Here is a 21,589-nt window from a genome sequence, read left to right on the forward strand (position 1 = left end):
CTAATACAATAACGCTTGTATTAATGAGGGGCTGAAAAAAGATGGATCAAACTATGAATCCAAAACTTAAAAAATATAAACGTCTTTTCTTCACCGCAATGTTTTCTTGCGTCCTTTTCTTCGTTTTTTCTTTTTTTGTTATTATTATAGTTGCAAAAATTATGGGACCTCCTCCTGTTGCGGTCCCGCAAACAAGCGTCTTTTACGCAAACGATGATACTGTTATTGGACAAAGTAACGAAATTCAAAAACGTTACAATGTCTCTCTTAATGAAATTTCACCTTATGTAAAAGAAGCGACTCTTTCTATTGAAGATCAAAGATTTTATAAGCATCACGGCTTCGATGTGAAACGGATTGCAGGTGCAATTGTTGCTGATTTAAAAGCGATGGCAAAGGTACAAGGAGCTAGTACAATTACACAACAATACGCGCGTAATCTGTATTTAGATCATGATAAAACGTGGAAACGGAAATTATTAGAGGCAATGTACACTGTCCGCCTTGAAGTAAACTATAATAAAAATCATATTTTAGAAGGATATTTAAATACAATTTATTACGGACATGGCGCTTATGGAATCGAAGCTGCGTCCCGTCTATATTTCGATAAAACAGCAAAAGATTTAACATTAGCAGAAGCTAGTATGCTCGCAGGTATCCCGAAAGGGCCAAGTGTCTATTCTCCCTTTTTGAAAGAAGATCGTGCTAAAGGGCGACAAGCTCTCATATTAGATGAAATGGTAGAACAAGGATATATTACGAAGCAACAAGCAGCCTTAGCGAAGAAAGAGCCACTAACTTTTGCCTCATTAGATACGAAAAAAGTAGCAGAAGTCGCACCATATTTCCAAGATGCTGTACAAGCTTCGCTTCTTCGTGATGTTGGATTAGACGAACAAGCTTTACAACGAGGTGGCTTGCGAATTTATACAACGCTAGACCCTAAACTACAAGCTGTAGCAGAACAGGCTGTAAAAGATCATATACCTGACACAACAAACATACAAACGGCTCTCGTCTCTATGAATCCAACGACAGGTGAAGTGGCTGCTCTTGTTGGCGGAACTGATTATACTACGAGTCAATTTAACAGGACTACACAAGCCATTCGTCAGCCTGGTTCTACATTTAAGCCATTTCTATATTATGCGGCATTAGAACGAGGATTCACGCCTGCTACGCGCTTAAAAAGCGAATATACTGTATTTACTTTAGGTGACGGCGTTTCAAAGTATAAACCGAAGAACTATAAAGATTATTATGCAGATGATTTCGTAACGATGGCACAAGCTCTCGCAGTCTCTGATAACATATATGCTGTAAAAACGAATTTGTTTTTAGGAGATGACGCACTCGCAAAAACAGCGAAACAATTTGGAATTACAAGTGCATTAAAGGATGTGCCTTCTCTAGCTCTCGGTACATCACCAGTAAAACCAATTGAAATGGTTAACGCTTATAGCATGTTCGCAAACGGTGGAAAAGAAGTAAAACCTACTTTCATTCGCCGCATTATGGATCATGAAGGAAATATATTATATGATGCTCATTTAGAGAGTAAACAAGTTCTCGACAAGAGCAAAGCGTTTGTAATGCAAGAAATGATGACTGGTATGTTTAATAAGAAACTAAGCAGTTATGCCGCTGTAACTGGCCAATCGATGTTATCAAAATTATCAAGAACATATGCCGGAAAATCTGGTTCTACTGAAACGGATAGTTGGATGATCGGATTTACTCCGCAAATCGTAACAGGCGTATGGGTCGGATATGACCAACCTAAATCTATTTCAAACGTAGCAGAACAAGGATATGCGAAGAAAATATGGACTGATACGATGGAGAAAGGCTTAGAAGGACAGCCCAAAAAAGAATTTAAACAACCAGGTGACGTCGTAGCGATTAATATCAACCCAGAGAACGGTAAAATTGCTACAAAAAATTGTCCTATTTCTGTAAAAATGTACTTCGCTAAAGGTACCGAACCGACTGAATATTGTATGGATCACGTCGATGATAAAGAAGAATTTGAAAAAACGACTGAAGAAAAGAAAAAAACAAGTTGGTGGAAAAAATATCTTCCTTGGTAATAAAAATAGCTGACGGGCATCCGTCAGCTATTTTTTATTCGCTTAATAATGCACGGCGCAATTCTTCACTAGATTCGTTCCAAATCACTTCATTATGTTCTTTCAAGAACGTACCAAGTACTTTTTTAGATGATTCATCCATATGTTCAACCATAATGTGACGCTTCATTGATTTATCCATTTTGTTTACGTGTTCTGGAAGTGATTTATATCCGCGGCGAATTTCACGGTCTACTGTCATTTCACAAGCTGTTACACCTGCGTAATAAGCACCAGTTGCAGTTCTTTCAATCGTTACCCAAACAAGCCAAAATGGTTTTCCGTTTGGAACTTCATCTTTATTTGTTAAAAACTTAATACCTTTTTCTACTGTACTACGCGCATGCATCGCACCGATATCAACGAATGCAGTTTTCTCTAGTACATCAACAAATACAGGTGAAATGTTTTCTAGGCTTAATGCCCCAACACCAAATCCACCATGTCCATCTGTTGAATCATTTTTCACGATATTAAAACCGATTTTTTTCTTTTTCTCTGTCATATGTAAAATCCTCCTCACTTAAAAATTATAAAAGGCCAAAAATAGGCGCAATGATACTTTGTAAAAACATTAATACATGCGGAATAACTACCTGGAAAATAGGTTGAATTGTGTAATTACTAAGCGGTGTAATAACGAGAATTAATAACGCAATCGCTCCATATTTTTCATACTGTGTCATTTTCGCGCGAATATTTGCTGGCGCTAAATCTTCCACTACACGATACCCATCAAGTGGCGGGATCGGTAATAAATTAAATACAAGTAAAACAATATTTAACATAATAAAGAGCTCAAAAAACTTTCCTAATGTTTCAGCTACTGCAACTGGAACTGCATCTAACACTCCAAATACTGCTAAGCTATACAAAATAATTAAACCAATTGCACTTAAAATTAAGTTACTAATCGGCCCTGCAATTGAAACTAATATGCCTGCAAGACGCGGTCTTTTAAAGTTATATGGGTTAACAGGAACCGGTCTTGCCCAACCGAATCCAAGAATTAATACTGCAATCAAACCGATAGGGTCTAAATGAGCCATCGGCGATAACGTTAAACGCCCTTGTCTCTTTGCTGTATCGTCCCCAAATTTATATGCAACATATGCATGTGCAAATTCATGAACGGATAATGCAATAATAATCGCCATTGCTACCAACGGAATTTCGTGCAATGGATATCTAAATAACTGATCCATACTTCATCTCCTCTTCCATATGTCAAAAAAAGAAATTATTTGTTTTTTCGATTGTTCTTCCCCATAATCCGCTATAATAAGAGTGTAACTTACATAAAAGGAGCGATTGTACATGCCATACGTAACAGTGAAAATGCTAGAAGGACGCACAGAGGAACAAAAGAAAGCTCTTGCTGAGAAAGTAACAGCAGCAGTAAGCGAAACAACTGGTGCTCCTGAAGAAAACATCGTTGTCTTCATCGAAGAAATGTCTAAAAACCATTATGCAGTTGGCGGAAAACGCTTAAGCGACAAATAATTTCAAGTTTTTTCATAAGAAGCAGCCATTAGCTGCTTCTTATTTTTTTCCTTCTAACAACTCGATAATTCTCTCTTTATATTTTCCTTTTCTTCCATCTTCATAGATTAAATCATGCGGATAGAATAATTTTTGATCCGTTCTCTTCTTACCTGTAATCGCCTCAACAATATCTGATTCACGTGAAAGCTCTCTAAGCTCTCCATTTGGCATAAGCAGTAAGATTGGCAGACGTTCTTCTTCTTCTCCTGCACGATAAAAGTCGTACGGTAAGTCTGATGTTGAATCAACTACTAAATAATACTCCGGATCAAGTCCAATTTTTTTAAATAAGCTACTTAATTCCATCCAATTATCTAAGCCATGCTTATCTGTAAACTCTACATATTTAAATAGATTTCGATTCATAAAACGTCGGCATAAATCGCTTAAAATTGGATCTTCTTCGTCTTGCCATACTTGGAAGTAATAATACATAACGTTCTCGTCTAACTTTAAATAATCCTCTACTGTTACTTCTTCTTCAAATAAAGAATAGAAATGAACCGGATGATTTTTAAATGTATAATACTTCTCATGCAATGCTTTAGCACGGTGTAAAATCTTCGTTAAAATAACTTCAGCACTTCGCGTTACCGGATGGAAATATACTTGCCAGTACATTTGATAACGACTCATAATATAATGCTCAACAGCATGCATACCACTATTTTTAATAACTACTTGATTCCCGTACGGACGCATTACACGTAATATACGTTCCATATCGAAGTTTCCGTACTTTACGCCTGTGAAATAAGCATCTCTTAATAAATAATCCATACGATCCGCATCAATTTGGCTTGAAATCATACTAATCGCTAATTTATTAGTAGACGTTTTTGCAATTACATCTGCTACCTTTTGTGGAAACTCCTTATCAACACGACTTAATACATCATTAATCTCCGTATCGCCCACAATAATCTTTTGCGTAAATTTCTCATGATCTAATGAAAATACTTTTTCAAACGAGTGAGAAAATGGGCCGTGGCCGACATCATGAAGTAATGCCGCACATAAACATAACAATCTATCTTCAGCATTCCAATTTGGTCTGCCATCAAACACATCATCAATCATACGACGAATAATTTCGTATACACCTAACGAATGAGTAAAGCGACTATGCTCTGCACCGTGAAATGTAAAAAATGTCGTTCCAAGCTGCTTAATACGGCGCAAACGTTGAAATTCTTTCGTTCCGATTAAATCCCAAATAACACGATCACGCACGTGCACATATTTATGTACTGGGTCTTTAAACACTTTTGTTTCGCTGAGTTTGTCGTTTAAATATACCACTTTCCGACATCCCCCTTTCTTTACTACATTCTTACTTTATATTATAAACGAAATGAGAAACAGAAAGAAATGAAAGACTGTATTAATTCCCTTTATAAAAAGAAAAAATCACCTTTACCGAAGTAAAAGTGATTTCTTTTATACATTATTTCCCTAAAACGAACTCAGCAACTTCGTCTAAGATCATATCTTTCCCTAATGGGAAGTAACCTTTGTTTAAGTCTTCATTTTTAATTGTAAATACATGGTTGTTTTTAACAGCGTTCATATTTTTCCAAATTGATTCTTCTTGGAATTCTTTTAAGCGCTGAGAACCGTCACCAGTTGTAAATACGAATAAGTAATCTGGGTTGTAATCGATTAAAGCTTCTTTTTGTACTTGCACTAACGGTTTATCAGTTGGTGTACCTTTAACTGCTGGTAGTTTTAAATCATTAAAGATTACGCTACCGTAACCGTAGTCACCGTATACGCGGAAAGCATTTGGATATGCAGCCATTTTCATAAATGTTGCTTCACCAGTTTTAGCGACGATTTTGTCATGTAATTTGCTTGCTTTTTCATCATACTTTTTGAACCATTCTTTTGTTTCTTTTTCTTTACCGAAGATTTGACCTACTTCTTCGAATTTTGGACGCCATTGATCTAATGGAGTGTTTAACATAACTGTTGGTGCAATTTTAGATAATTGATCATAAATCTTTTCTTGACGATTATTTACAAGAATTAAATCTGGTTTTGCAGCAGCTACTGCTTCGATGTTAATTTTATCGCCCCAAGCAGAACCAACTGGTTTAACGTCTTTTAGTTTCTTTTCAATATGTGCATCAATTTTTTCTTGAGATGTATTAGCAGTAATAACCGGTTTCATACCGAAAATTAATAATTCTTCTGTTGAACCACTAAGGTCAGCAATTTTTTTGGGGTTTGCAGGAATTTTAATTTCCCCTTTTGCATGTTTTACAGTGCGCTCTTCAGTCTTTGCATCTGCTTTCTTTTCTTCTTCTTTGTTAGAACAAGCTGCAAATAGTACAGAAGTTACAACTAATACCATTGCTAATAGTGCCATTTTAAAATTCTTCATGTTCCCACTCCTTCTAGCTGTATTTATCTTATAAGTTGCAATGAACTATAAGAAACGAAGATAACAATTAATCAATATATTTTTATTAATTGTTGTTAATAACCCATTCTAAAGGGCGTTCAACTTCCCATTCTTATACAAGAAGCTCAACGTCCATTAGAAGTCCCCCCTCTTCACGAGGGGGTTCTACTTATGCTTTTTTACGCAATTGATTACTAATCATCGCTAAATCATATGTTAAACAAATTGGCTTACAGTTTACTGGACATGGAACGATTTGAGCTTCAATCTCAAATACGTTACGAAGTGTTTCACTTGTCATAACTTCATCTGGCGTTCCTTGTTTCATTAACTTACCTGCTTTTAATGCAATCATATGATCTGAGAAACGAGAAGCGTGGTTTAAGTCATGGATAACCATAACGATCGTTCTACCTTCTTCTTCATTTAATTTTTTCAATAAGTTTAATACTTCTAATTGATGAGCCATATCTAAGTACGTTGTTGGTTCATCTAATACAAGTAATTCTGTTCCTTGCGCAAGAGCCATTGCAATCCACACACGTTGACGTTGACCACCTGATAGTGCTTCTGCTGGACGATTCGCAAATTCTTTCATTCCTGTCACTTCAAGTGCCCAGTTAATGTAGCGATAATCCTCTTCTTTCAACGTGCCAAACCCTTTTTGATGAGGGAATCTTCCGTATGACACAAGCTCAAATACAGTAAGACCCGTTGGTACTTCTGCAGTTTGTGGTAAAATCGCCATTTTCTTTGCAATTTCTTTCGTTGGCTGTTTCTCAATTGCTTTTCCGTCAAGATAAACAGTACCTTGCTTTGCCTTCAAAATACGAGACGCCGTTTTTAATAATGTGGACTTCCCACAACCATTTGGTCCAATAATTGTTGTAATTTTCCCTTCCGGAATTTCAACTGTTAATCCATCAATAATTAAACCTTCATTATAGCCAACAGATACCGCATCTACCGCTAAAGTTGCCATACGAAAAGCCTCCCTTTATTTTGTCCTCATAAGTAAATAAATGAAATACGGTGCACCAATTACAGAAATAACAAGACCGACTGGTATTTCTGAAGTTGTTAGTACACTTCTTGAAATTACGTCTGCGAATAAAAGTAAAAACGTTCCTATTAGCGCAGCTGTGGGCAACATAATTTGATGCTTACCACCAACAAGACGCCTTGCTAAATGCGGGGCCATTAAACCGATAAAGCCAATTCCGCCGGCAACAGCAACAGATGCACCTGCTAAACAAACTGCAATAAATAATAATTTACGTCTTTCTTTTTCTACGTTTACACCAAGGCCAACTGCTGTAGAATCGCCTAGGTTCATTACATTTAATATGTGTGCTTTACTTATAGCAAGAGGTAAGAAAATAACCATCCATGGAAGTACACTTAATACAAATTTCCAATCTGTACCCCACAGACTTCCCGCCAGCCAAATCGTAGCAAAACGAAAATCGTTAGATGTCATCTTCATAGAGAAAATTAAACTAACAGCTCCAAATCCAGCTGCAACGGCAATACCGACAAGTATTAATCGAGTCGATGAAACGCCGTCTTTCCATGCTAGTAAATAAATAATTACCGCTGCTAATATCGCTCCAACTAGTGCGAAAAATGGAAGAATGAATACAGATAAAAATGTACCAGTCCCTACTTTCCCGAAGAAGAAGTAGACGAATATAACAACTGTTAATCCCGCTCCAGCATTAATCCCTATAATACCTGGATCAGCAAGCGGATTTCTTGATAAACCTTGCAAAATCGCACCTGACATAGCTAAAGCAGATCCGACTAGTATAGCAATTACCATACGCGGCATACGGAATTCAAATAAAATAACAGACTGATCTTCAGCCCCTAGTCCAACCAATGACTTTAATACGTCCATTGGGGGTATTTTAAAAGTTCCTGTATTTAAACTAATAAGAAATATAGAAACGATTAGTCCTACTAAAATCGTTAATATAGAAATGTTCTTTTTTGTTAAGACACTCGTCCTCACATCTTTCCTCTCCCTTCATTACGTGCTAAGTAGAGGAAGAATGGAACCCCAATTAGCGCTGTAATTGCTCCAATTGGCGTTTCAAATGGCGGGTTAATAACGCGAGATAACATATCTGCACATTCAATTAACAGCCCGCCTAAGACCGCAGAACATGGAATAACCCATCTATAGTCCGAGCCTACAAGGAAACGAGTCATATGCGGGATTACAAGACCAACAAACCCTACTGATCCTGCCATGGAAACTGCGGAACCCGTTAAAACAAGAACAAGTACTGTTCCGATAAATTTAATTAATGTCGTATTTTGACCAAGTCCAATTGCAATTTCTTCACCGAAGCTCAAAATTGTAATATATCTCGACATCATAATTGCGATAAAAAGGCAAACAAGGCCAATTGGCACTAACATATTAATACTTTGCCATTTCACTCCAGCAACTCCGCCTGCATTCCACATGCTCACCTCTTGGGCAAGATTGAAATACAATGCGATTCCAGATGAAATTGCCCCTAATAAAGCACTAATAGCTGCACCTGCTAAAGCTAATTTCACAGGTGTTAATCCACCTGGTGAAGAAGACCCAATTCCATATACAATGCTTGCACCAAACGCAGCTCCAATAAAAGATGCGATAACAAACAGTAAATAAGGTGAATTAGGGAAAAATGCATACATAATTGCAATTCCAAATACAGCCCCATCTGTAATCCCCATTAACGATGGTGAAGCAAGTGGATTTCTCGTCATACCTTGCATAATTGCTCCTGATACCGCTAAAAAGGCACCTGCAACTACGCCCCCTATTGCTCTAGGCATGCGAAGCTCTTGAATTACATTATGATGTGTAATAGATCCATCAAACTGAAATACAGCTTGCCATACAGTCTTTAAACTAATATCTGCAGCCCCAAAAGAAATAGAAACTGCCATGCTTAAAGCTAACAAAATTGTACCCGCTACTAAAATAATAGAAGCGATGAGCGGTCTGCTCTTAATCTCTTTAACATTCTCTTCTTGCTGTTCTATACTGCTTGCGCTCGCTTCCATCCCTCAACCATCCTAACCAACAACATATATTTATTAAAATGAAATTTATTCTCAAATAGTAATAAAAAAATTAGGTGAATTGTTATTTTCCTGATAATGATTCTCAGAATCAGACACTTCTATTCTACCTATCGCTTTAAAAGACTGTCAACCATTATTTTGAAATATAAATTTATATAAATTGGAACTTTAATACAAAAGTTATGTCCATCCTTTAGAAAACGTTCGGCCACACAATAGTACTTTCGCAGAATAAATCGTTCCTCATTATGGGCATAAAAAAAGAAGAGTAATCTTTTCACTCTTCTTTTTCTTACTTATTTAACTTTGCTTCAATTTTTACGATTAACTCATCTTCCGTTGGAGCCGCAACTGGACGGTTATTTACAAATGCGAATGATTTTTTACGACCAGGACCACAGTAAGACTGACATCCAACTTCAATCGTTGCACATGAATCTACTTTTTTTAACTTCGGAACTAACGTTTTAACGTTCGTTGCCTGACAGTCATCGCACACGCGAAATTCGTTTCCCATTATATAACACTTCCTCTATTTTAAACTTTTCTCAAGTACGTTTAAAAATAAACACTAAATGGTATTTTACCGCTCTTTGAAGCTCGTTGCAAGTTTCCCTACAAAGCCTATTCTCTACATAATGCTACATATTTATATGCTCTCCTACAGAAGCGCTCACCATTCATGGGAAAATTTTTACCTTTCATCGAAATCTACCATATTTTTAAAAGCTTTGTATAAAAGTTTATTTTTTTGCCCATTATAAAAATAGGAAGTTCATAAAAAGAAAGGGAGTTGAATCTATGAAAGTAAGACAAGATGCTTGGACAGATGAGGATGATTTATTACTTGCTGAAACAGTACTTCGTCATGTTCGAGAAGGAAGTACGCAATTAAATGCATTTGAGGAAGTAGGAGATCAGTTAAATCGTACATCTGCTGCTTGTGGTTTCCGCTGGAATGCTGTCGTTCGCTATAGCTATGAACAAGCTCTTCAACTAGCAAAAAAACATCGTAAAGATAAAATGCGTGCTGCAAGCGGTGAACAAGCGAAAAAACGTTTACTTTATACACCACCAGCTTCAGATTCGGTAACTGATTATGAAGAATTAATACAAGAAGAATCAATCGTACAATATAAAGAAGCTATTCCATATCAAGAATCTACTGCTCCTGCTGCAAGAAGCTCTATGACAATGCAAGATGTTATTTATTTTTTACAAACAGTCGGATCTTCAAATATAAAAGTGACAGCTCTTGAAAACGAGAATACGAGATTGAAACAAGAAGTTAAAGCACAAATCCTTCGGAATGAGGAACTAGAAAAGAAACTAGAAAAGTTAGAAAAGCAATCTCATACTGTACAAGAAGATTACGAAACACTTATGAACATTATGAACCGAGCTCGTAAATTGGCAGTCATGGATGACGAAGAACGTTCTCAAACATCTTTCCGAATGGACCGAAACGGTAATTTAGAAAAAATTGCAGAATAAAAAGGATGCATGTAATGCATCCTTTTTATTATTTCACCTCTAAGCTCCCCCTTTATATGTGAGAAAACTCCATTCTTCATTTTTTGCTATAATAGAGATTGTCATTTTAAAGATAAGGGGTTAGTTATATGAGCAATTCCCGTTCCATTTTATCTCAGCCAGAGTGGCGCATTGTAGATCAGTCTAGTTTGGGACCAACATTCCATGCACTTCAGTCATTCGCAATGGATGACACATTATGCACAAGCATTGGAAATGGCAAGTCAGCCGCAACAATGCGTTCTTGGGTTCATCACAATACAATTGTCCTTGGCATTCAAGATTCACGCCTTCCGCATTTAGAAGAAGGTATTTCTTTTTTAAAACAACACAATTTCAATGTTATTGTTCGTAATTCTGGCGGGCTTGCAGTCGTGCTTGATGAAGGTGTTTTAAACGTATCACTTTTATTCCAAGAAACAGAAAAAGGTATCGATATTGATCTTGGATACGATACGATGTGGCATTTAATTAAGGAAATGTTAAAGGATTACAACGTTACTATCGAGGCAAAAGAAATTGTTGGCTCTTACTGTCCTGGTAGTTATGACTTAAGTATTCGCGATCAAAAATTCGCTGGTATTTCACAACGTCGTATTCGCGGCGGTGTCGCTGTCCAAATTTATCTCTGTGCTACCGGAAGTGGCTCTGAGCGTGCCGCACTCGTTCGTGATTTCTACAACCTAGCAATTCAAGGAGAAGAAACACGCTTTACGTACCCTGAAATTGTACCAAGTACGATGGCCTCACTCTCAGAATTACTTGGCGAAACCATTACAGTACAAGATTTAATGATGCGTCTTTTAAAAACATTACAGCAATTCGCTCCGAAGTTAACACCATCTCAATTAACAATAGATGAGATTCCTTTATATGAGACGAATTTACAACGTATTATTGATCGTAATAATAAAGCACTTGGCTTAGAAAAATAAAAATGACCACCCTAAGGGTGGTCATTTTCCATACTAATTCATTTTAGAATTAAAGTGCTTGAGCTGCTGTAATTAAAGCTAACTTGTACACTTCTTCTTCGTTACATCCACGAGACAGATCATTTACAGGCATGTTTAAGCCTTGTAAGATTGGTCCTACTGCTTCGAAGTTACCTAAACGTTGAGCGATTTTGTAGCCGATATTACCAGCTTCTAAGCTTGGGAATACGAATACGTTAGCATCACCTTTAATTGTAGAACCTGGAGCTTTTTTCTCAGCTACAGATGGTACGAATGCAGCATCGAATTGGAATTCTCCATCTAAAGTTAACTCAGGAGCCATTTCTTTTGCAATGCGAGTTGCTTCTACAACTTTTTCTGTTTCTGGAGATTTCGCAGAACCTTTTGTAGAGAAGCTTAACATAGCAACGCGTGGATCAATGCCGAATAACTCAGCAGTTTTCGCACTTTCGATACCGATTTCAGCTAAATCTTGGCTGTTTGGTGCAATGTTAATTGCGCAATCAGCAAATACATATTTCTCTTCTTCACGTACCATGATGAATACGCCAGAAGTTTTTGTAACGCCTGGTTTTGTTTTAATAATTTGAAGTGCTGGACGAACTGTATCAGCTGTAGAGTGAGCTGCACCACTTACTAAACCGTGTGCTTTGCCCATGTATACAAGCATTGTACCAAAATAGTTTTCGTCTTTAAGAATTTTGCGAGCGTCTTCTTCTGTTGCTTTACCTTTACGGCGTTCAACGAAAGATGCTACCATTGCATCCATTTCTTCGTATGTAGCTGGGTCGTAAATATCAACGCCTGCTAATGTTAAATTCATGCTAGCAGCTTTTGCGCTAATTTCTTCCTTATTACCAACTAAGATTGGTTTTACTAACTCTTCTTTCGCTAAACGCTCTGCAGCGCCTAAAATTCTTTCATCAGTTCCTTCAGGAAGTACGATAGAAATGCCTTTTCCTTGAACTTTTTCTTTTACTGTTGTAAATAAGTTGCTCACGAATAAACCCTCCTACATATGTTAAAAAAACTCTATCTTTAAGAATACTGCTTTTCTTCTATATTTTAAACTTATAGCTCCCAAAAAATAGATAAAATAAAAATGATTATATTTTCATAAAATTCAGCCGTTAAATTCACCTTACTTAAACCCTTAAATGTGACAATTTTATGCGCCAAGGTTTTATATAGATGATTTTAAAACTATATATGCTATAGTTAACGTGTAAAACTATCATTAACTGAGGTGAATAGAATGAGTGAAGCAACAACAACGTTAGATGGCTGGTATTGTTTACATGATTTACGTTCTATTGATTGGGCTGCATGGAAAACATTATCTAGCGACGAACGCGGACAAGCAGTGTCTGAATTTTTAAATGTCGTTGAAAAATGGAACGAAGTAGCTACTGCGAAAAAAGGTAGTCACGCAATGTATACAGTTGTTGGTCAAAAAGCTGATATTATGCTTATGATTTTACGTCCAACAATGGAAGAGTTAAATGAAATTGAGACAGAATTGAATAAAACAACTTTAGCTGAATATATGGTTCCTGCATATTCTTACGTATCTGTTGTTGAATTAAGCAACTATCTTCCAGCTGATGAGGATCCATACCAAAACCCACAAATTTTAGCTCGCTTATATCCTGAATTGCCGAAAGCAAATCATATTTGCTTCTATCCAATGGATAAGCGTCGCCAAGGTAATGACAACTGGTACATGCTTCCTATGGAAGAGCGTAAAAAAATGATGTACAGTCATAGTAAAATTGGTCGTCAATACGCAGGTAAAGTACGCCAAGTGATTTCAGGATCTGTTGGATTCGACGATTTCGAATGGGGCGTAACATTATTTGCTGACGATGTTCTTCAATTTAAAAAACTTATATATGAAATGCGCTTCGATGAAGTAAGTGCTCGTTATGGTGAATTTGGAACATTCTTCGTTGGAAACATTTTACCGGACGAAAAAGTAGAGAAATTTTTACACATATAAATGGTGAAAAGGGACGAAATTCGTTCCTTTTTTTATTTCCCTCTATATTTCTCCTCAAAAAACTCCTTTTTCCCGCAAATTCGAACAAAAATCGACAAATTCCTTACAAAATTGTAACTTTTCTATATCCAAATTCATGCTAAAATGATACGAGCTATATGCTAAATAACGATGCGAAGGTGATAATCTATATGAAAAAAATCTTGTCTATTTTACTATTGCTTGTATTTTCAATTTCTTCCTTAGGAGTAACAACATCCCATGCGGAAGAAAAAATACATATTGAGGCTGCTGCTGCACTTTTATTTGATGCAGATACAGGAAAAATACTCCACGAGCAAAATCCAGATGAATTGCTAGCTATTGCTAGTATGTCAAAATTAATTGTTGTTTACGCTGTTTTAGAAGCAATTAAAGAAGGAAAAATCACTTGGGATACGAAAGTAAATATTTCTGATTACGCTTATGAAGTCTCTCGTAATAATGAATTCTCTAATGTACCGTTCGAAAAAGGACGTCAATATACTGTAAGAGAATTATATCATTCTATTGTTATATTCTCTGCAAATGGATCTAGTATTGCTTTAGCAGAACTTCTTGCAGGAAGTGAGAAAAACTTCTTAAATCTTGCAAATGAACATGCAAAAAAGCTAGGGTTAAAGAAATATAAATTTGTAAACTCTACCGGGTTAAATAATGCTGATTTAAAAGGAAAACATCCTGAAGGAACCGATCCGACTGGAGAAAACTCCATGTCAGCTCGCGATATGGGTATTCTCGCAAAAACGATTATTACAAAGTATCCAGAAATGCTAGAGGATACAAAACAAAGATTTAGAAACTTCCCAGACAATCATCCAAAACCAATTCGTATGGAAAACTGGAACTGGATGTTACCAGGCGCTGCCTTCTCTTATGATGGAACGGATGGTTTAAAAACTGGTAGTTCTGATACCGCTGGATATGGATTCACTATTACAGCGAAACGTGGTGATGTACGTCTTATCTCGGTTATTATTAAAACAAAATCAATGGATGAACGCTTCACAGAATCTCGTGAATTAATCGAATATGGATTTAATAACTTTGAAAAACAAAAACTAAAAGTTAATAAAAACAATACAATCTCTGTAGTAAAAGGGAAAGAAGATCAAGTAACTGTTGCACCAGAAAAAGAAATAACAGTAATTGCGAAAAAAGGTAGCAAAGATCCTTATAAAATTGGGACTGAATTAGATAAATCTCTTGCTGAAGATGGACATTTAGTTGCTCCTATTAAGAAAGATGCCAAAGTAGGCTCAATTACTTTAGAATCAACTGATAAATATGGTTTCTTAGATGGTAATAAAAATATGAAAGTTACTGCAAAAACGACCGAAGAAGTTGAAAAAGCAAATTGGTTTGTGTTAACAATGCGCTCTATTGGAGATTTCTTCTCAAACTTATGGTCTAAAGTATTTTAATAATGAAAAGCTAGCTCACGCTAGCTTTTTTTATTTTCCGCTCTCAATGTAAAACTTCGTTTGGTTGTCATATCTGAGTCCTTTTCCTCATACGTATGAACTAGTAATTGTTCCACACTTCATCTAGAAATAAACCTCTTTCCAGCAGGTATTACAAAAAGAGAGGTGACACATAATGGGTGTTATTGCTTATAACGAAGAAGATGTAAAGTTGTTAGCTAGACTGATGCGTGCTGAAGCCGAAGGAGAAGGGCAGCAGGGGATGTTAATGGTCGGAAACGTTGGGGTAAATCGTGTCCGTGGAAATTGTTTAGATTTTAAAAAGGTTCGCAATTTACGTCAAATGGTTTATCAAAATCCTGGCGGTTTTGAAGCAACGCAAAAAGGATATTTTTATCAACGAGCGAGAGAGCAAGATATCGCTTTGGCGAGACGTACGATTCAAGGGCAACGTTTTTGGCCTGCCAATTTTGCCTTATGGTTTTTCAGACCTGAAGGTCCTTGTCCGCCAACTTGGTATAACCAACAAAACTCCGGCCGCTTCAAAAAGCACTGCTTCTTCCAACCATCTGGTGAAGACTGTCCTAGCGTATATTAAGAGATGAAAATGAGGAGGGATTTTTGAATGGCACAGCAACAAAATCCGTACTATGGAACAGGTTTTTATCAACCATCTGGAACTTATGTACAACCGCAACAAATGACTCAACAACAGCAGCAAGCGATGCAACAACAAACAGCTCAAGCTGCGCAAGCTCAATATGCAATTTCTCAAGGCATGTTACCTCTAGAGCAATCATATATTGAAAATATCCTTCGTTTAAACAAAGGTAAGCAAGCTACGGTTGTAATGACTTATGAACGTGGCAGTTCCCTTGGTACACAATCTTATACAGGTATTATTGAAGCAGCTGGCCGTGATCACATCGTTATTAGTGAACCGCAGTCAGGGAAGCGTTATTTACTACTAATGATTTACTTAGATTATGTAGAATTTCCAGAAGAAATTGCATATTTACCTAGTCAACAAGCAACTTATACTCCAAGACCATAAAAAAAGCTGGCAAATGCCAGCTTTTGTTTTTTATAATCCTTTTACAACTGCAGTCCCTACTAGAATCCACGCCACAATAAACGCTACACCACCAAGAGGTGTAATTGGACCAAAGAACTTAATGCCTGTCGTACTTAATGCATACAAACTACCTGAGAACATAATAATCCCAGCTACCATTAGCCAACCAGCAGTAGTTAAAAGTGATGATTGAACCTTATCCATCAATAAAGCAACTACGAATAGTCCACCTGCATGAAACATTTGATATGTAACGCCTGTTTTCCAAACTTCTAACATTTTTGCAGAAATTTTATTTTCTAAACCGTGTGCTCCAAAGGCCCCTAACGCAACAGATAGCCCCGCTGCAATACAGCCTAGTAAAAAGAAAATTTTCATCTTAATTCCCCTTTTTTACCTCTATCATAAGCAATTTTTTCATATAAGCCAAACGATTTAATTCTTAAAAATCAAATAAAGAATTACCATTTGCACCTTCTTCTTTAATATACACAGGTTCTCCAGAAACTGGCATAACTGGTTGAACTGTCGTTATAGGCTGCGCTCCAATTACTTGCGATTGAATTTGCGGTTCCCTATACGTAGAAGATTCAACTTGTTCATCTAATAGTAAATCGCATAAAGCACGCACAACTAATAAATGATCTTTTGATTTTTGTCCTTCACTACTTTTTGCCTTTGCAATTTCATTCGCCATTTTATTTAAAATCTTATCGCTCGATATTTGCATTCCTTATCACCTCGTACTTTGTAATTCTTTCTCAAATTGCCTCAGCTTCTCTACTGAACCAAATACTATTATCATATCATGTTCTTGTAATTTTTCCTGCCCCGTTGGATTATGTATAATATCCCCATTTCTCAAAATCGCTAATATCGTTACATCAAATTGATTCCTCACATCACTCTCTAGTAACGATTTACCAACTAGTATTGTATCTTTTCCAACTAAAATTTCTTCAATGACAAATGACTGTTCTATCCCATACAGCACTGTATCAATATAATGAACTGTTAATGGATTCGCAATACCTTTTGCAATATGAATTCCTGCCATACTAGATGGATTAATAACTTTATTTGCACCCGCACGCCTTAATTTCTCTTCAGTTTCTGGCTTTTCAGCTCTCGCCACAATTTTAATTGCATCGTTTAATCCTCTTGCTGTTAATGTAATAAATACATTTTCAGCATCATTTGCTACGATAGCAACTAAACCAGCCGCCTTTGAAATTCCAGCATGATGTAAAACTTGATCCTCCGTCGCATCTCCATGTATATACAAAAGCTTTTCCTTCTCTAATATGCTTTCATCTTTATCGACAACAACAAATGGAATTTTCTTTTCTTGCAATTCATGTACAACTTGAAGCCCCACTCTACCGCAACCACATACTATAATGTGATTTTGTAACTGCGCTATTTGTTTATCCATCTTCTTCCTCCGCACTGCATGAAATAAATTCCCTTCAATAATCATAGCTGCCACTACTCCAATTGCATATGTAACAATACCAACACCAACAGGAATAATAAGGAGCGCAAATACTTTCCCCACCTGTGTTACAGGAACGGCATCTCCGTATCCAACAGTCAATACCGTAATCATCGTCATCCAAAATGCTTGAAACAAACTAATCTCTTCAATCGTCATAAATCCTATTGTTCCTAGAATTACAACAAAGGTCATGCATATAACCGCTATCCATAATTGCTTACGTGCATTCATATCGTGTTTCAACTCTTTTCTCTATCTACAAATCTTTGCCAGTGGAAATAAAATACGTATATACTAGATACGGAATCTACGAAAGAGGTTGATATAATGAAGACATTTCTTTCCGCCTTACAATGGGCACTATTTATTTTAGCTGGAAGCCTTATTGTACCAATTAGTGTCGCAACTAGTTATGGCCTTGATGGTGCTGAAGCCATCGCATTCGTACAAAGAACATTATTTGTGCTTGGCTTTGCTGGTCTACTGCAAGCTATATTTGGGCATAAACTTCCTATTCAAGAAGGTCCTGCAGGCCTTTGGTGGGGAATTTTCTCCCTTTACGCAAGTTTAGGTGTCGTATTATTTGGATCAAGCAATGAGACACTTAAAGTTCTTCAATATGCTTTCTTATTAAGCGGTATTATTTGTATTATTCTTAGCGTTTTTGGACTTATTGATAAACTCGTTCGCTATTTTACACCGACAGTCATTGGAACGTATTTATTTCTTCTTGTCGCACAGCTCAGTGGCTCCTTCTTAAAGGGGATGTTTGGCCTTGATGGAAAACATACAGAAGTACAACCTAACGTATTTATTCTTTCACTCATTGTTATTTTACTATCCTTTTTCATCATGAAGCTACCTATTATTGGACAATATTCCGTTCTTTTCAGTATCATATGCGGCTGGATATTATTCGCATGCTTCGGATTATCTAATCCAATAACACCAGTGACAGACATAATCCGTTTTCCATCCTTATTTGTTTTCGGAATGCCTCGTGTTGAATGGAACATGGTAATTACGGTCATTTTCGTTACACTCTTACTTCTAACAAATATGTTAGCAAGTATTCGCGTTGTACAAAAGGTTGTCTCTAAATATGAAGAAAATGCTGCATCAGATCGTTTTAGACAAGCCGGTATTATAACAGGAATCAACCAATTGCTAGGCGGCCTGTTTTCAGCTATTGGACCTGTCGCTATTTCTGGATCAGCAGGTTTTATTGCAACTACTAATATTTATAAACGTCTCCCATTTATATTAGGGTCAAGCTTTATTATTGTCGTTAGTATATTTCCAAAGATTACTTCATTCTTTGCAGCAATTCCAGTTGCAGTTGGTTATGCCGCTATTTATCCTGTATTCGCAAGCATGATTGGCCTTGCCTTTCGAGAATACGAAACTGTCCAGGATAAAGAACGATTATTTAAAGTAGCCGGTCTTTCAATCTTCACAGGAGTCGGGGTTATGTTTGTTCCAGCAGGAGCATATTCCACACTTCCACCATTTCTAGCATCGTTTTTAAGTAACGGTCTCGTTCTTGGATCTGTAATGGCAATCTTGCTAGAAATACTATTTTCTCGTTCCACAGCAAAACAAATATCGTAAATTGGAAAACTTCCATTATTGCACTCTACCTTTAGAGTTGTTACGATAAAATCAAACTTTAATCATTGGGGTTTTATCCATCCCCAATGATTATTAACCGATATTATGAGCAACACACTCATAATAATTTATCTACTTCTTTTCAAAGAGGTTTGATGTCTTACTATTATTCCTCATCCTCTTCATGAACATGTATTTTGATTTCAATTAAAGAAAGGAATTTTCTATATGACTTATAAAATGATTGTTTTAGATTTAGATGATACTTTATTACGTGATGACCATACTATTTCACCTCGTACGAAAGAAGCGTTAATGACTGCACAAGAGCAAGGGGTAAAGGTTGTACTTGCTTCTGGACGTCCAACGTTTGGTATGCGCAATGTAGCCAAAGAACTTCGTTTAGAAGAATACGGCAGCTTCATTCTATCTTTTAATGGCGCAAAAATTATTAACTGTAAAACAAACGAAGAAATCTTTAGTAGTACACTATCTCCTGAAATCGTTCACAACCTATTTGAAATTAGTAAAACTGAAGATGTATGGATTCATACTTATATGGGCGATGATATCGTAACGGAAGAAAATAATCCTTATACTGAAATTGAGGGCGATATTACTGGTATGCCAATTGTTGTAGTAGATGACTTTAAAGCCGCAGTTAAAGAGCCTGTAGTAAAAGTATTAATGAATAAAGAAGCTGAACGCCTTGTTGAAGTTGAAAAGAAACTACAAAAACAACTAGAAGGCCAATTAAGCGTGATGCGTTCGAAACCATTCTTCTTAGAATTTACTGAAGCCGGTGTTACAAAAGGAACGAGCTTAAACAAACTGATTCAAAAGCTTGGCATTAAGCGTGAAGAAGTTATCGCAATGGGCGATAGCTATAACGACCAAGCAATGATTGAATTTGCTGGTCTTGGCGTTGCAATGGGCAATGCACCTGATGATATTAAAGAAATTGCAAACTACGTAACAGATACAAATATGAACGATGGTGTTGCAAAAGTTGTAGAGAAATTCGTTTTAAAAACGGATGTACTTGTTTAATATTTTCATTCACAAAACCTATTTGAAGTCAAATACTTCAAATAGGTTTTTATTTAAATTCTCATGCTTTTGTGACTATATTTTGAACTTTGCACTATTCTCGTAGTGTAAACTTTCTTTTTGTATATAATGAAACAAAATAGACTATTTTATTTTGAAAAAGAATACAAATTTACTATATACAAGCATACGTTAAAGGAGGCTACTTTATGTTATCTACACCAATCGGACGATTAAGAGCAATTGGACTAGTTGAGGGGATTTCTTTCCTATTACTATTATTTGTAGCAATGCCATTGAAATATTTCGCAGGATTTGCAACAGCTGTTAAAATTACAGGCATGGCTCATGGTGTTCTATTTATTCTATTCATCTTTGCAGTAATTCAAGTAACAATCGTACACCGTAAATCAATTTTATGGGCACTTGGAGCATTTGTTTCATCAGTTATCCCATTTGGTACTTTTGTACTAGATGCAAAATTAAAGAACGAGCAACAATAATAATAAAAAGGTAGTTAACGACTGTTAACTACCTTTTCTATTTATAAATTTGGAATTTCCCAATCAATTTCTCTTTCTCCCATATTAGCTAAAATCGTATTTACTTTAGAGTATGGCTTACTACCAAAGAAACCACGTCTTGCCGATAATGGGCTTGGATGTACAGATTCGATAATATGATGATTCGAATTCGTAATTAACTTCTTCTTCGCCTGCGCATGGCGCCCCCATAATATGAAAACAACTGGCTTTTCACGTTCATTCAACAGTTCGATCACACGATCTGTAAAGTGCTCCCATCCTTTTCCCTTATGAGAATTTGCTTCACTTTGACGAACTGTTAATACGGTATTTAGTAGTAATACTCCTTGCTCCGCCCACTTTACTAAATAACCGTTATTCGGAATTTCATAACCATATTCATCTCGAAGTTCTTTATACATATTTAACAATGATGGTGGTGTCTTAACACCAGGTTGCACAGAGAAGCTTAAACCATGCGCTTGATTCGGTCCATGATATGGATCTTGTCCTAAAATAACAACCTTTGTATTTTCATAACTTGTATACTGAAGAGCGTTAAAAATATCTTCTACCTTCGGATAAACAACATGTGTGCTGTATTCTTCTGTCAAAAAACTGGATAGAGTAAGATAATACTCTTTCTCAAATTCTGGTGCCAATAATGGTCCCCAATCATTTTTTAAAACATTTTCCATGCTTTCACTTC

24 protein-coding genes are annotated in these 21,589 nt (G+C 36.4%); 11 read left to right on the forward strand and 13 right to left on the reverse strand.

The window, feature by feature from the left end:
* The first annotated feature begins 41 nt into the window (after positions 1 to 41).
* Complete coding sequence (locus RT27_RS01160; protein ID WP_043935103.1) at positions 42 to 2,093, forward strand: PBP1A family penicillin-binding protein; 2,052 nt, start codon at positions 42 to 44, stop codon at positions 2,091 to 2,093.
* A 34-nt stretch (positions 2,094 to 2,127) separates the two neighbouring features.
* Here the strand turns inward: RT27_RS01160 and RT27_RS01165 are convergent, their stop codons facing one another.
* Positions 2,128 to 2,637 carry a YwhD family protein gene (locus RT27_RS01165; protein WP_043935104.1) on the reverse strand — a complete coding sequence of 170 codons (510 nt, stop codon included), beginning with the start codon at positions 2,635 to 2,637 and terminating at the stop codon, positions 2,128 to 2,130.
* Between the two features lie 25 nt (positions 2,638 to 2,662).
* On the reverse strand, positions 2,663 to 3,337 hold the full coding sequence (locus RT27_RS01170; RefSeq protein ID WP_000372443.1) for a site-2 protease family protein: 675 nt from the start codon (positions 3,335 to 3,337) through the stop codon (positions 2,663 to 2,665).
* 112 nt (positions 3,338 to 3,449) lie between these two features.
* Here RT27_RS01170 and RT27_RS01175 point away from each other — a divergent pair, with 112 nt between their 5' ends.
* Positions 3,450 to 3,635, forward strand: coding sequence for a 2-hydroxymuconate tautomerase (locus tag RT27_RS01175; RefSeq protein ID WP_001147171.1), 186 nt, complete (start codon positions 3,450 to 3,452; stop codon positions 3,633 to 3,635).
* Between the two features lie 39 nt (positions 3,636 to 3,674).
* On the opposite strand, the gene RT27_RS01180 is transcribed toward RT27_RS01175, so the two are convergent.
* From RT27_RS01180 to RT27_RS01205, 6 genes are all read right to left on the reverse strand, one after another.
* Positions 3,675 to 4,979, reverse strand: a complete 1,305-nt coding sequence (locus RT27_RS01180; RefSeq protein WP_043935105.1) for an HD domain-containing protein — start codon at positions 4,977 to 4,979, stop codon at positions 3,675 to 3,677.
* A gap of 145 nt (positions 4,980 to 5,124) precedes the next feature.
* Complete coding sequence (locus RT27_RS01185) at positions 5,125 to 6,063, reverse strand: ABC transporter substrate-binding protein (protein WP_000787724.1); 939 nt, start codon at positions 6,061 to 6,063, stop codon at positions 5,125 to 5,127.
* Positions 6,064 to 6,253: 190 nt separating this feature from the next.
* Complete coding sequence (locus RT27_RS01190) at positions 6,254 to 7,066, reverse strand: ABC transporter ATP-binding protein (protein WP_000212068.1); 813 nt, start codon at positions 7,064 to 7,066, stop codon at positions 6,254 to 6,256.
* A 15-nt stretch (positions 7,067 to 7,081) separates the two neighbouring features.
* On the reverse strand, positions 7,082 to 8,098 hold the full coding sequence (locus RT27_RS01195) for an iron ABC transporter permease (protein WP_001260757.1): 1,017 nt from the start codon (positions 8,096 to 8,098) through the stop codon (positions 7,082 to 7,084).
* Positions 8,095 to 9,150, reverse strand: coding sequence for an iron ABC transporter permease (locus RT27_RS01200; protein ID WP_029443687.1), 1,056 nt, complete (start codon positions 9,148 to 9,150; stop codon positions 8,095 to 8,097). The genes RT27_RS01195 and RT27_RS01200 overlap by 4 nt, the downstream gene beginning before the upstream one ends.
* A 313-nt stretch (positions 9,151 to 9,463) precedes the next feature.
* Positions 9,464 to 9,688: a DUF1450 domain-containing protein gene (locus RT27_RS01205; RefSeq protein WP_000526079.1), complete on the reverse strand. Its 225-nt coding sequence runs from the start codon at positions 9,686 to 9,688 to the stop codon at positions 9,464 to 9,466.
* Between the two features lie 284 nt (positions 9,689 to 9,972).
* Between RT27_RS01205 and RT27_RS01210 the strand changes: the two genes are divergently transcribed.
* The gene (locus RT27_RS01210) at positions 9,973 to 10,665 is read left to right on the forward strand and encodes an RsfA family transcriptional regulator (protein ID WP_016079607.1); all 693 of its coding nucleotides are present in this window, start codon (positions 9,973 to 9,975) and stop codon (positions 10,663 to 10,665) included.
* Between the two features lie 128 nt (positions 10,666 to 10,793).
* Entirely contained in the window at positions 10,794 to 11,639 is an 846-nt protein-coding gene (locus tag RT27_RS01215) for a biotin/lipoate A/B protein ligase family protein (protein WP_000071944.1), read from the forward strand.
* A 49-nt stretch (positions 11,640 to 11,688) separates the two neighbouring features.
* Here RT27_RS01215 and pta read toward each other — a convergent pair whose 3' ends face one another.
* Entirely contained in the window at positions 11,689 to 12,660 is a 972-nt protein-coding gene (gene pta / locus RT27_RS01220; RefSeq protein WP_000067215.1) for a phosphate acetyltransferase, read from the reverse strand.
* Between the two features lie 255 nt (positions 12,661 to 12,915).
* Between pta and hemQ the strand changes: the two genes are divergently transcribed.
* From hemQ to gerQ, 4 genes are all read left to right on the forward strand, one after another.
* Positions 12,916 to 13,659: a hydrogen peroxide-dependent heme synthase gene (gene hemQ, locus RT27_RS01225; protein ID WP_016079605.1), complete on the forward strand. Its 744-nt coding sequence runs from the start codon at positions 12,916 to 12,918 to the stop codon at positions 13,657 to 13,659.
* 191 nt (positions 13,660 to 13,850) lie between these two features.
* On the forward strand, positions 13,851 to 15,122 hold the full coding sequence (locus RT27_RS01230; RefSeq protein ID WP_043935106.1) for a serine hydrolase: 1,272 nt from the start codon (positions 13,851 to 13,853) through the stop codon (positions 15,120 to 15,122).
* 175 nt (positions 15,123 to 15,297) lie between these two features.
* A complete protein-coding gene (gene cwlJ, locus RT27_RS01235; RefSeq protein ID WP_016079603.1) occupies positions 15,298 to 15,720 on the forward strand; it encodes a cell wall hydrolase CwlJ in 423 nt (140 codons plus the stop codon).
* 27 nt (positions 15,721 to 15,747) lie between these two features.
* Positions 15,748 to 16,176 (forward strand): spore coat protein GerQ, encoded by a 429-nt coding sequence (gerQ, locus tag RT27_RS01240; protein WP_016079602.1) that lies wholly within the window; start codon positions 15,748 to 15,750, stop codon positions 16,174 to 16,176.
* Positions 16,177 to 16,206: 30 nt separating this feature from the next.
* Here gerQ and RT27_RS01245 read toward each other — a convergent pair whose 3' ends face one another.
* From RT27_RS01245 to RT27_RS01255, 3 genes are all read right to left on the reverse strand, one after another.
* Positions 16,207 to 16,575, reverse strand: coding sequence for a DUF423 domain-containing protein (locus RT27_RS01245; RefSeq protein ID WP_000688315.1), 369 nt, complete (start codon positions 16,573 to 16,575; stop codon positions 16,207 to 16,209).
* Positions 16,576 to 16,639: 64 nt separating this feature from the next.
* On the reverse strand, positions 16,640 to 16,927 hold the full coding sequence (locus RT27_RS01250; RefSeq protein ID WP_029443689.1) for a YwdI family protein: 288 nt from the start codon (positions 16,925 to 16,927) through the stop codon (positions 16,640 to 16,642).
* Between the two features lie 6 nt (positions 16,928 to 16,933).
* Positions 16,934 to 17,926: a potassium channel protein gene (locus RT27_RS01255; protein WP_016079600.1), complete on the reverse strand. Its 993-nt coding sequence runs from the start codon at positions 17,924 to 17,926 to the stop codon at positions 16,934 to 16,936.
* A gap of 96 nt (positions 17,927 to 18,022) precedes the next feature.
* Here RT27_RS01255 and RT27_RS01260 point away from each other — a divergent pair, with 96 nt between their 5' ends.
* The 3 genes from RT27_RS01260 (at position 18,023) to RT27_RS01270 (ending at position 20,859) form a co-directional block, all read left to right on the forward strand.
* Positions 18,023 to 19,306 (forward strand): purine/pyrimidine permease, encoded by a 1,284-nt coding sequence (locus tag RT27_RS01260; protein ID WP_016079599.1) that lies wholly within the window; start codon positions 18,023 to 18,025, stop codon positions 19,304 to 19,306.
* A 228-nt stretch (positions 19,307 to 19,534) separates the two neighbouring features.
* Positions 19,535 to 20,356, forward strand: coding sequence for a Cof-type HAD-IIB family hydrolase (locus RT27_RS01265; RefSeq protein ID WP_000221382.1), 822 nt, complete (start codon positions 19,535 to 19,537; stop codon positions 20,354 to 20,356).
* A 209-nt stretch (positions 20,357 to 20,565) separates the two neighbouring features.
* Complete coding sequence (locus tag RT27_RS01270; protein WP_000953396.1) at positions 20,566 to 20,859, forward strand: DUF3817 domain-containing protein; 294 nt, start codon at positions 20,566 to 20,568, stop codon at positions 20,857 to 20,859.
* Between the two features lie 41 nt (positions 20,860 to 20,900).
* Here the strand turns inward: RT27_RS01270 and RT27_RS01275 are convergent, their stop codons facing one another.
* Positions 20,901 to 21,578: a uracil-DNA glycosylase gene (locus tag RT27_RS01275; protein ID WP_016079597.1), complete on the reverse strand. Its 678-nt coding sequence runs from the start codon at positions 21,576 to 21,578 to the stop codon at positions 20,901 to 20,903.
* Between the last annotated feature and the right edge of the window lie 11 nt (positions 21,579 to 21,589).

The sequence above is a fragment of the Bacillus sp. L_1B0_5 genome, assembly GCF_000836715.1.
Taxonomy (GTDB): Bacteria; Bacillota; Bacilli; order Bacillales; family Bacillaceae_G; genus Bacillus_A; species Bacillus_A thuringiensis_S.